The 10,126-nt window shown below is 71.5% G+C and carries 10 protein-coding genes; 6 read left to right on the top strand and 4 right to left on the bottom strand.

Annotated features, from left to right (window positions below):
* Positions 1-567: 567 nt before the first annotated feature.
* Positions 568-999: an enoyl-CoA hydratase/isomerase family protein gene (locus tag JT362_RS34970; RefSeq protein WP_260196242.1), complete on the top strand. Its 432-nt coding sequence runs from the start codon at positions 568-570 to the stop codon at positions 997-999.
* A gap of 1 nt (position 1,000) precedes the next feature.
* The gene (locus JT362_RS34965) at positions 1,001-2,179 is read left to right on the top strand and encodes an acetyl-CoA C-acetyltransferase (RefSeq protein WP_260196241.1); all 1,179 of its coding nucleotides are present in this window, start codon (positions 1,001-1,003) and stop codon (positions 2,177-2,179) included.
* On the opposite strand, the gene JT362_RS34960 is transcribed toward JT362_RS34965, so the two are convergent.
* The 4 genes from JT362_RS34960 to JT362_RS34945 are packed head-to-tail and all read right to left on the bottom strand — an operon-like array spanning position 2,180 to position 4,224.
* Positions 2,180-2,767, bottom strand: coding sequence for a hypothetical protein (locus tag JT362_RS34960; RefSeq protein WP_260196240.1), 588 nt, complete (start codon positions 2,765-2,767; stop codon positions 2,180-2,182).
* Positions 2,768-2,780: 13 nt separating this feature from the next.
* Complete coding sequence (locus JT362_RS34955; RefSeq protein ID WP_260196239.1) at positions 2,781-3,125, bottom strand: hypothetical protein; 345 nt, start codon at positions 3,123-3,125, stop codon at positions 2,781-2,783.
* Complete coding sequence (locus JT362_RS34950; protein ID WP_260196238.1) at positions 3,122-3,706, bottom strand: toll/interleukin-1 receptor domain-containing protein; 585 nt, start codon at positions 3,704-3,706, stop codon at positions 3,122-3,124. The genes JT362_RS34955 and JT362_RS34950 overlap by 4 nt, the downstream gene beginning before the upstream one ends.
* A gap of 23 nt (positions 3,707-3,729) precedes the next feature.
* On the bottom strand, positions 3,730-4,224 hold the full coding sequence (locus JT362_RS34945; RefSeq protein ID WP_260196237.1) for a hypothetical protein: 495 nt from the start codon (positions 4,222-4,224) through the stop codon (positions 3,730-3,732).
* 503 nt (positions 4,225-4,727) lie between these two features.
* On the opposite strand from JT362_RS34945, the gene JT362_RS34940 reads away from it, so the two are divergent.
* The 4 genes from JT362_RS34940 to JT362_RS34925 are packed head-to-tail and all read left to right on the top strand — an operon-like array spanning position 4,728 to position 10,126.
* Positions 4,728-7,535, top strand: a complete 2,808-nt coding sequence (locus tag JT362_RS34940; RefSeq protein WP_260196235.1) for a hypothetical protein — start codon at positions 4,728-4,730, stop codon at positions 7,533-7,535.
* Between the two features lie 7 nt (positions 7,536-7,542).
* Entirely contained in the window at positions 7,543-7,959 is a 417-nt protein-coding gene (locus tag JT362_RS34935) for a hypothetical protein (RefSeq protein WP_260196234.1), read from the top strand.
* On the top strand, positions 7,956-8,426 hold the full coding sequence (locus tag JT362_RS34930; RefSeq protein ID WP_260196233.1) for a hypothetical protein: 471 nt from the start codon (positions 7,956-7,958) through the stop codon (positions 8,424-8,426). Before JT362_RS34935 ends, JT362_RS34930 begins: the two co-directional genes overlap by 4 nt.
* Positions 8,423-10,126 carry an Hsp70 family protein gene (locus JT362_RS34925; RefSeq protein WP_260196232.1) on the top strand — a complete coding sequence of 568 codons (1,704 nt, stop codon included), beginning with the start codon at positions 8,423-8,425 and terminating at the stop codon, positions 10,124-10,126. Before JT362_RS34930 ends, JT362_RS34925 begins: the two co-directional genes overlap by 4 nt.

Below are 10,126 nucleotides of genomic sequence, written 5' to 3'. Positions count from 1 at the left end.
ATGGATAGAGTGCTGGTACAACCCGAAACGCCGACACTCCAGCATCGGCATGCACAGCCCCGTCACGTTCGAAGCCCTGCACACCAGGTCAGACCAAGATCACTGACCCCACACCACTGGTGTCCGGCAAACGGGGGGAACCTCAGGCACCATTTTGCCCAGAAACACCGACAGTACGCAGCTACGGTCCCCTACCGAACAGGAGACTGCCACTCGCTCGCGGCATTTCCGCCGGCATTAGGAGTTGCTCGCGCTGGGCGTCAGGTTGAACCCACCGGATCTTACGAGCTTCTCGATCGACGACCCCCCTGGCCCATACCCCGCCGGGTGACCCCGAACCGACCGACCCAATGGGCCGATTCCGAGTGAGCTGGGATATCCGGTCGCTCGTGTGTCGCCTCGGGCGCACACTGGCCGGATGGTCAACACGTGGGTCCAGGTGATCCAGAACTTCGAGGCAGGTACGCGTGCTGTCGTGCTGTCGACCGGAGAGTGTGTGCTCGAACTCAGCGGCCGGTCCCCGATGGCCGCGGTGGAGGGCTACGCGATCGGCATCGGTTCGCGCTGGTGCTCGCGTGTGACCTGGTGGTGGCGAGCCGGTCGGCGTTCTTCGCCCACCCGGCCGCCGCCGCGGGAATGCTCGCCGACGGCGGCCTGGTCCGGGACCTGCACCGCCTGGTCGGCTACCGCCGCACCATGGACCTCCTGCTGCGCCGCCGGCGCCTGACCGCGACGGAGGCCGCCGACCTGGGCCTGGTCAACGAGCTCACCGAGCCGGGGGAGACCCACGCGGCGGCGTCAGCCGTGGTCGCCGGCTTCGCTGACCTGCCCGCGGAGGTGCTGTTCGGCCTCAAGGCGCTCTCCGCGTCCGCGTCCTCGTCGGTGGACGGCTCCTTCCTGGCGCACGAGAGCACCACGATCGCCCTGCTCAAGGGCCGCACCAGCGCGGAAGCCCGCCGCCGGTTCCTGTCCGGCGAACGCTTCTTCACGGACTCGTGACATGCGCGACGCCGTGATCTGCGCTCCGCTGCGCACCCCGATCGGCCACTTCGGCGGCGTGTTCCGGGACGTGCCGGCGGTGTCGCTCGCCGCGACCGTGCTCCGCGAGCTCGTGGCCCGCACCGGCCTGTCGTCCGTGGACGACGTGATCCTCGGCCAGTGCCACCCGAACGGCGAGGCCCCGCCACTCGGCCGGGTAGCCGCCCTGGACGCCGGCCTTGGCGTCGCCGTGCCCGGGCTGCAACTCGACCGCCGCTGCGGCTCCGACCTCTGGGCCGTCCTGGACGCCGCGATGCGCGTGCAGACCGGCGTTGCGGACGTCGTGATAGCCGGCGGCGCGGAAAGCATGAGCCAGGTGGAGCACTACACCCCAGCCCTACGCTGGGGCACCCGGGGCACCGTCGAACTCGCCGACCGACTGGCCCGCAGCCGGGTGACCGCCGGCGGAACGAACTTCCCCGTCCCCGGCGGAATGGTTGAGACCGCGGAGAACCTCCGCCGGGAGTTCGGCATCACCCGGGAAGCCCAGGACGCGCTGGCGGTGTCGTCGCACCAGCGCGCCATCCGCGCCCAACAGGAGGGCCTGTTCGACAACGAGCTGGTCCCCGTCGGCGACGTGACCCGCGACGAGCACCCCCGCGCCGACACGACACCCGAGTCCCTGGCCCGGCTCCGCCCGGTGATGTCCAAACAGGACTCGTCCGCCACGGTGACCGCCGGGAACGCCAGCGGCCAGAACGACGGCGCCGCCGTCTGCGTCGTGACCACCCGCGACCACGCCGAGGCGCTCGGCCTGCGCCCCCTGGCCCGCCTGGTCACCTGGGCCGTGGCCGGGGTCGAGCCCGCCAGGATGGGCCTCGGCCCAGTGCCCGCGACCGACCGGGCGCTGACCAGAGCAGTCCTCCGCCTGGCCGACATGGACCTGATCGAGCTGAACGAGGCGTTCGCCGCACAGGTACTGGCGGTGACCGCGGCGTGGCGTCTCGCCGCCACCGACTTCGACCGCCTCAACGTCAACGGCTCCGGCATCTCACTCGGCCACCCGGTGGGCGCGACCTGTGCCCGAGTTCTGACCACCCTGCTCCACGAGCTCGACCGCCGCGCCGCCCGCTACGCCCTGGAGACCATGTGCATCGGCGGCGGCCAGGGCCTGGCCGCCATCTTCGAACGCGTGCGGTGATCAGCCGTAAGCAGGGTGGACGTCGTCCGCGCGGGCCGACACGACGTCGAGCCGGGAGTCGTCCACGAGCGCGTCCACGGCGGCCTGCTCGGCCCCGATCCCGGCCCAGTGCGGATCCACGTCACTCGCGAAACACCACCGGTGGTCCGCCGGCCACACGAGCGCGGGCGGCGGACACGGCCCTTCGGAGCCGAGGCTCTTCTCCCAATCGTCGGTGTCGCCCAGCGATCCGCGGAGCATGGCGTAGCGCCGGTGCGTGAGGTCCACCATCCGCCCATCCCGCACCGCGGGCGGGAACTCGATGTCCGAGTACCCGTCCCAGGCGCAGAAGTAGCAATCCCCAGGCGTGTCGGTGAACCGCGCCAGCCGGCGCAGCGCCAACCGCGCCTGCGCGAAGTCGGAAAGATGGTCGTCGGGAACGTCGACGTCCGCTTCCGCCTGGCCGGGCCGGCTGGGATCGGGAATGAACCGAAGCCGCGCGTACGCCTCGAAAACCGGCGGCCCGAAAGTGACCAGGCGATGCCACGGCGCACGAGACCCGACGATCCAGTCCGCGGCGGACGTTTCGGTGCAGTAGCTGAGTCCCACCACGTCAGGCTACTTACCACCGGCTCCGGAACCAGCGCCGGACGAGGGTTCCCGTGGTGAGCATGAGCACGAGGAAGATCCCGGCGCGCCACAGGTCGCCGGAGTCCCCCGTCCGGCCGGTGTAGGCAGCCTGCCCGTAGAAGAAGAACGCCACGTCCACCGCGAGGATCACCAGCACCGCCCAGCCGGCGCGCGAACGCGCCTGCCGGAACGTGTTGTTGTTCGTGACGTTCAGGTTGTTGTTCGTGGTGTTGTTGATCCGCTGGTTGCCGTTCTGGACCGAGTAGACCGTCCCACTGCCCGACGCGTTGTTGCCCTGCTGGTTCTGTGTGGTGAAACGGCGGCTCGGCTGGTTCATCCCCGTGCCCCGTCCCGCCCGTGCGTCTTGATCACCTGGGACCCGTTCTGGCTCACGTAGGCGACACCGTTCCCGCCGACCGTGGTGTGCTGCACGTTCGAGGCGCCGGCCGGCGGCGGCACGGTCGCGTCGGGGTCGAGCTTCTCGACGAGCGCCTGGAGGTCGGCGGCCCAGCTCTGGTGCCGGACCTGGTGGAACGTCGAGAGCGGCAACAGCCCGAGGTCCTCCGGCAGCTGTTCCCTGGCGGGCAGCGGTGTCCCGTCGAGCAGGACCGGCACCACCGGGATCTCCTGGCGGAACGCCATCCGGAGCTCGACGCGGACCCAGTCGCGTGGGTCGTCGATACGCCGGCGGTCCCGGCCGTCCCGCGACTCGAGCCAGCGCGGACCGATCACCGCCAGCACGACGTCGCTGCGCTCCAGGGCGCTGCGGATGCGCCGGGGGTAGAGCGTGCCGACCCGCAGCGAGTCGTGGTCGCGGAACACGCGTTCCCGGCCGAAGTGCCCCGCCAGCCGGTCCGAGATCGCCATTGTGGCGTGGACGCTGTCGTCCGTCCGGTAACTCAGGAAGATTGTTTTCATGCGCCCTGCTCCGAAACGGGAGTTCACCTGCTGATCTGGCGGCTGACCTGCTTCTGGAGCTTGTGCTCCAGGCCGCGCTGGAACCGCTTCATGTTCGCCGCGTACGGCGCGAGGCGCAGCATCAGGAAGATGAGGTGCGTGATGGCGTACGATAGGGCTTTGATGCCGGACGCTTCCCTCGGGTTGTGGGTGCTGCCGATGTACAGCTCGCTCGTGCTGGCGCGGACGATCGAGCCGCTGCCATTGGGGTGAATCTCGATCTGCCCCTCGTCGCCGCGTTTCGTGCCGAAGGTGAATCCGCCGGCGCCGACCGGGGTCACCGAGATCCGCGAGAACGCGCTCTTCACGACGGCTTTGGCGCCGCGGCAGTACAGGGCGGCGACCGCGGCGGCGACCGCGGCCGGCGGCTCGGAGATCCGGAACTCGACGCCCTCGAACGCGGCGGACTTGTTGCGGTGGTTCCAGATCACGCCACCGACGACCGCTGCGACGACGAGCAGTACGATGACCGCTTCCATGGACTTTCTCCCTTTTCGGTGACGACGGTTGTCCCGCCTCGTTCGTGCTGTCGGATGAGTCGGAGATCCTCGGCGATCGTTACTCCGGATCGAGGTGGAAAACGCGCGAGATCGCGGCGGATCCCCTCCCCTCGGCGTGGACCAGAGCCGGATCGCGCACGTATTTCCTGGCCACACGGATTTCCCTCACCCGTGGCGGGGATATCCGGCGGGTCATGTGCGCTGCTCCCGTTCTCGTTGGCCAGTTCGTGAACAATTCCCGCGCGGGGGAAACGAACTGTAACGACCCGAACGGGAATGTCGATTCGCCGGATTGGTACGCCACCGCAGACAAAGTCCAGTGTGGACTGACCGGCGTAGGAGGAAATGTGTCCCCGGTACGATCCGTGCTCGTTGCCAAGTTGTGTTCTTCGTGCGGCCGTGAACTGGCGCCGGTGGACAACTTCTGCGACCAGTGCGGGGCACCCGCCCACCAGCGCGACGAACCCCGGCACGACCGGCCCGTGACTCGTCGCGCGGCGCCCACCCCCGCCGCTGTCCTCCCGGGACCGGACCGTGCGCTGGCCCGTTCGCTCGTCCGGCAGGTGCGGCCGGTCCCGGTCGGCCGGGCGCTCCGTGACCCCGACGGCGCCATGTGTCTCGCGTGCGGCGCCGACCTGCCCGGCGACGTCCTCGCGTCACCCTGCGCGTCCTGCGGCACCCCGACGACCCTGGTCTCCGACGGCGTGCCGCTCGCCACGGTCACGGTCCTCGGCGGTCTGCACCGGCGCCGCGCCGGCCTGCGCAAGCGGCCCGCGATGCTCGTCGCCCGCGGTGCCGACGACTGCACGTTGTTGCTGCACAACGGCCGCACGCTCACGGTCGCGCCCGGCGACCTGCCGGCCACGACCGATCCCGGCCCCGGCCCCGACACGCCGGTGCTCCGCAGCCCGGTCGGGCCGATCCTCCGGCACGCCGTGACCGGTGACGGCTCGCTGCCCTGGCCGGCTGACCTGCTGCTGCGCCACGCGTTCGACGCGCTCGCCACGGTGCCGTGGGCCCGACGGGTCGCCGCGCTCGACCTGCTCGCGCTCGGCCGGCCCGACCTCCTCGGCGGATGCGGGCTCAGCCGGACCGAGACGACCTGGCTCACCCTGGTGCACGGGGCCCGGCGCGGCGACGCCGCCGAGGTGGTGGCCGCGGCCGCCGCACTGCCACCGGACCGGTACCGCCGCAAGATCGCGATCGTCGCCGCGCTGCTCGCCCAGCTCCGGCAGGTCCCCGGTGCGGCCGAACGGCTCGCACCCGCGCTGCGGGCCTTCGCCGGGACCGAGCCTCTGGCCGCGCTCGCGCAGCGGGCGCTTGGCCTGGCCGGCCACCCGCCCCGCCAGCGGATCGACGACCACGTCACCCGCGCCGGCACGTTCCCGGTGCCGGTCGAGCTCGTCCACCTGCTCGACGCTCGAGCGGCCGGTTCGAGCGCGCTGCTCGGTGCCCGCGGCCGCCTCGCGGTGCTCCACGCCGCGGCCGACCCCGACCCCGGCCTGGCGGTCGCGGTGTCCCTGGACGACGCGCCGCTGGCCGTGGTCGACGACCTGATCGACGCCGGCAAGGTGACCGATCTGGCCACCGTGTCCGCCGGCAGGCCGGACGACCAGCAGGCCTACCTCACCGCCCGGATCGCACCGGACCGGCTGAGCGACGCCCAGCTCGAGCGGGTGGGTCACCGGGACGAGGCGATCCGCCGGCGCCTGCTGGCCGGCGGCACCGACCCCACCGACCCCACCGACCCGGACCGCACTTCGCCGATGGCCCGCCACGCCGCGAGCGTCGACCACGTCCTACGTCGCCGTCCCCAGGACGTCGTGGCCGGCCACGTGCTGCCCGCGCACCGCGAGGTCGCTCGGCTGCTCACCGACGTGATCACCCGCGCCGACGCTGGCGAGGAGCCGGCCGCGCTGCTCACCGGCCCGCTGCTCGCCGACCGCAGCACCTGGCTCCCGCTCGTGCGCCTCTTCGGCGCCGAACGCCTCCGTGGCGCCGGCGGTGAACTGGTCCGCGGGTTCTCCGACTTCTTCGAGTGGCTCGACCTGACCGCCGCCCGTGAGCACCTCTTCCTCGCCGACTGGCAGCGGGCAACCGACGCCGCCCGCCGCTGCCTCGAGCTGGCGACCGGCGAGGCGGTGCGCGACGAGGCGCAGAACCTCCTGGCCTGCGGGCTGCACAACCTCGGTGACCACCACGGCGCGATGCGCGAGCTGGAGCAGGCCATCGAGGGCAGCTACTCGGTGGCGCTGCTGGCCAACATCGGTGTCGTCGCCGCGCATCTCGATCCCGAGCTCGCGGCCGGCCACCTCGGCCGGATCGTCCGCGAGGGGCCGACGACCGCCATGCGGGTCAACGCCGCCCGCCAGGCGCTCGCCGCCTGGCGGAGCGACGACGGCAAGCTCTGGGCCGGCGACGGATCCGACCGGCGCGCCCTTCCGACCGTCCTGCGGGAGCCGCTGCGCTCGATCGTCGTCGAGCGGATCGACCTCGACGACTTCCGGGCGGTCGTGGCCGCGCTCGCGACCCACGACGCGGCCTGGCTCACCGCCCCGAACAGCCTGCGCGCCTCGCCGCACCGCGACACCCTCGATGCGCGCTACCACCTCGCGGTCGCCGCCGAGGACATGTTCCTCTCGGTCGTCGACGTGCTCGCCACCATCCAGGACTGGGCGGCCGCGCCCGAGTGGCTGTGCACGGCTCGCGACGAGCTGGTCCACCAGACCATCGACTTCCTGCTCGGCCACATCGACGACCCGGACAACATGGCGGGAATCGTCGCGCGTGCGCTGGTCACCAAGGTGCGCGGCCTGCCGGAACGGGACCAGGTCGTCCTGGCCCTGCTCGCGGTCGCCACGCTGGCCCACCATGTCACCGAGCAGGACGAGGAGCTCGCCGACGGCGTCGTCGACCTGTTCGGCGCGTACGAGGGCCGGGTCGCCGCCCTCGACGCCGAGCAGCGGGAGGCGGTGGCGGGGCTCCGCGAGCTGTGCGTCCGCCGCATCACCCTCAACCTCGCGTTCTCCCGCAAGCGTGAGATCGGCACGCTGGTCGACCTGTACAACGCGGCGCTGGACGTACTCGACCGGGTTCAGCGTGGTTCCCCGCTGTGGTTCCGTGCGCGCGGCCAGGTGGCCGAGACGGTCGACGCCTGCCAGCGGACCAAGGCGCAGCTGCGGCCGTGGGTGCGCAAGCTCGAGGACGCCGACGTGCGCGACATGGTCCTGGGCTTCCTCGACCACTGCGCCGATCTGGAGCTCAAGGCACAACGAGTGCTGGGAAGTTGAGGCGGACATGGTCACCAGGAACCCGTACCTGTTGCTCGGCGTCGACTACGGCTGCGAGCCGGACGCGGCCCGCAGGAGCTTCGCCAGGGCGGCCAGGCGAATCCGGCGTGCCGGCACCGACCGGATCAGCACCGAGGACCTCACCTGGGCGCTGCACGAGATCCAGAACAACCACGCGGACCCGTCCAACGAGGTCGACACGTACCGCGTGCCCGCCGACCCCCGGGTGTTCGCGCCAGCCGGCGAAGGGTTCTTCGCGCCGGCGCCAACCCCGCTGACCCGGCGGACCGAGACCACGCCGTCCGATGTGGACACTTTGACCGCGGGGCTCGCCGACGACGTGGACCTGCTCCTGGCCGAGGTGCTCCCGCACGTCGTCCGGTTCGACTACGGCTACCAGACACCAGAAGGAACCGAGCTATGACCAGACACCAACGCCACCTGCTCCACCGGTTGTCCGAACTGGAGCGTGCGGTCGACCGGATCTCGCGGTCCATCGAGAAGATCGAGGTGGCGACCATCGTGCGCGAACCGTCCTCGGGGGTGGCGGTCGACGCCTACGACGGGCTGCGCCGGCAGATCGTGGCCGCCGCGGGCGAGCGCATAGCCCACCTGCACCAGCTGGCTCGGTTCGCCGAGGCGGTCGGCGCCGAGCGCCCCTCGGCGGAGCTAGCCTCCCTGGTCGACGAGTGGCTCGTCCAGGCGGGGCTGGAGCGGGTCACCGACCCGCACGAGCACGACTACTTCGACGTCCTCGGCGGCACCGGCAGCCGGCTGCGCGTGCTGCGCCCCGGCTACCGGGACCGCGTCACCGGGAGACCCGTCGTCATGGGACAGGCCGAGCGGGTCGAGCCCGCGGCCACGGGCGGCCAGCGGGAGGGTGTGCGATGAACCCGTTCGGCATCGACTTCGGCACGACCAACTCCGTGCTCGCGCAGTGGAACGGCACCGAGGCCGAGGTGCTGACCATCGACGAGCCACCGGCCGAGTGGGCCGAACTCGGCTTCGACCGGGTCCTCCCGTCGGTGATCGGGATCGACCACGGTAGGCAGGTCTCGTTCGGCTGGGGCGCCAAACACGGCGCCGCCCCGACCCTCGGTGCGGTCAAGCGGCTGTTCGCCACCGAGAACACCGTGGACATCGGCGGGCACCAGGTGTCGGTCGAGGAGGCGGCGGCGCTGCTGTTCGCGCACCTCCGCACCGCCTCGCCCGGTGTGAGCGTCGACCGGTCGGTGGTCACAATCCCCGCCAACAGCAGAGGCCTGGCGCGCTTCCGCACCAAGGTGTGCGCCGGGCTCGCCGGTATCGAGGTGCGGGCCCTGGTGAACGAGCCGACCGCCGCGGCGATGGCGTACTCGGTCGACGCGACCCAGGACCAGAACGTGCTGGTGTTCGACTGGGGTGGCGGCACGCTGGACGTCACCGTGCTCGAGACGATCGAGGGCGTGTTCATCGAGCGGGCGTCGAAGGGCATCCCGCGGTCCGGCGGCATCGACCTCGACGAGGCGTTCGCCGCCGCCATCATCGCACACCTCCCGTCGCGGCCGTCCTGGAGCGGCACCGAGCAGGCGCAGTTCCGGCTGGAGGTGGAGCGGGCGAAGATCCTGCTGTCCACCCAGGACGAGACGAACCTCCGGCTGCCGGACGGCCGGTACTTCCCGGTGGCCCGCGAGCTGTTCCTCAAGGCGATCGACGACAGGCTCGAGGAGGTCCGGCAACCGATCGAACAGTGCCTCGCCGACCTGTCCATCGGTCCGAACGGGATCGACCAGCTGGTGATGGTCGGCGGCAGCAGCAAGATCCCGGCCGCGCGCCAGCTGGTGTCGGACCTGCTGCGCCGGGAGCCAGCCACCGGCTGCGACCCGATGACCGCGGTCGCCCAGGGCGCCGCCATCGCCTCGGCGATCCTGGCCGGGCAGCTGGACAAGGACTTCTTCGTGGCCACCGAGCACGCGCTCGGCACGATCGTGGTCGACGACGGCCACCGGCAGCGCTTCAGCGAGCTCATCCCGCGCAACCACCAGCTGCCGGCCAAGGCGACCGACGGCTACCTCCCAGCCCAGCCCGGCCAGCGCGACGTGCGGGTCCAGGTCATCGAGGGCGACCCGACCAAGCCGGTCGACCACGAGGACAACGTGGTGCTCAAGGAGTGGGTCGTCCCGGTCGACCCGACCCGGTCCCAGCAGGACGCCGCGTTCACCATCACCTACGAGTACAACGTCGAGGGCATCCTCTACATCACCGTGGTCGACCAGCTCACCGGCCGCCAAATGCTGCACGACGACGTGTCGTTCGGGGTCACCAAGGACCGGACGCAGCTGGTCGAGGTCGCCCGCCGGGTCCGCACCACGATGGAGACCAGGACCGTCGACGGGACACCGGCCCGGTCGGTCACCGTCGCGGTCGCCGACCCGGAGGTGGTGGCGCTGGTCGCCAGGGCCAGGACCAAGGTGGTCCCGTTCGTCGACGACACCGAGGCGGCGCGGCTGGAGAGCATCTGCGTGGACCTCGAGAACGCGCCCGGTTCCGCGCTCGCCGAGTGCCGGGACGCCCTCGACGCCGCCCTGCGCCAGTACTCGTACCTGTTCTGA

Source organism: Actinophytocola gossypii (assembly GCF_025165815.1).
Classification (GTDB): Bacteria; Actinomycetota; Actinomycetes; order Mycobacteriales; family Pseudonocardiaceae; genus Actinophytocola; species Actinophytocola gossypii.
This window is presented reverse-complemented; position numbering and strand designations above follow the sequence as displayed.

Bases quoted from the DNA above. Each gene is read 5' to 3' on its own strand.
- JT362_RS34935 (WP_260196234.1), top strand. From the start codon at position 7,543: ATGGTCACCAGGAACCCGTACCTGTTGCTCGGCGTCGACTACGGCTGC.
- JT362_RS34965 (WP_260196241.1), top strand. From the start codon at position 1,001: ATGCGCGACGCCGTGATCTGCGCTCCGCTGCGCACCCCGATCGGCCAC.
- JT362_RS34950 (WP_260196238.1), bottom strand. From the start codon at position 3,706: ATGAAAACAATCTTCCTGAGTTACCGGACGGACGACAGCGTCCACGCC.
- JT362_RS34925 (WP_260196232.1), top strand. From the start codon at position 8,423: ATGAACCCGTTCGGCATCGACTTCGGCACGACCAACTCCGTGCTCGCG.
- JT362_RS34945 (WP_260196237.1), bottom strand. From the start codon at position 4,224: ATGGAAGCGGTCATCGTACTGCTCGTCGTCGCAGCGGTCGTCGGTGGC.
- JT362_RS34955 (WP_260196239.1), bottom strand. From the start codon at position 3,125: ATGAACCAGCCGAGCCGCCGTTTCACCACACAGAACCAGCAGGGCAAC.
- JT362_RS34930 (WP_260196233.1), top strand. From the start codon at position 7,956: ATGACCAGACACCAACGCCACCTGCTCCACCGGTTGTCCGAACTGGAG.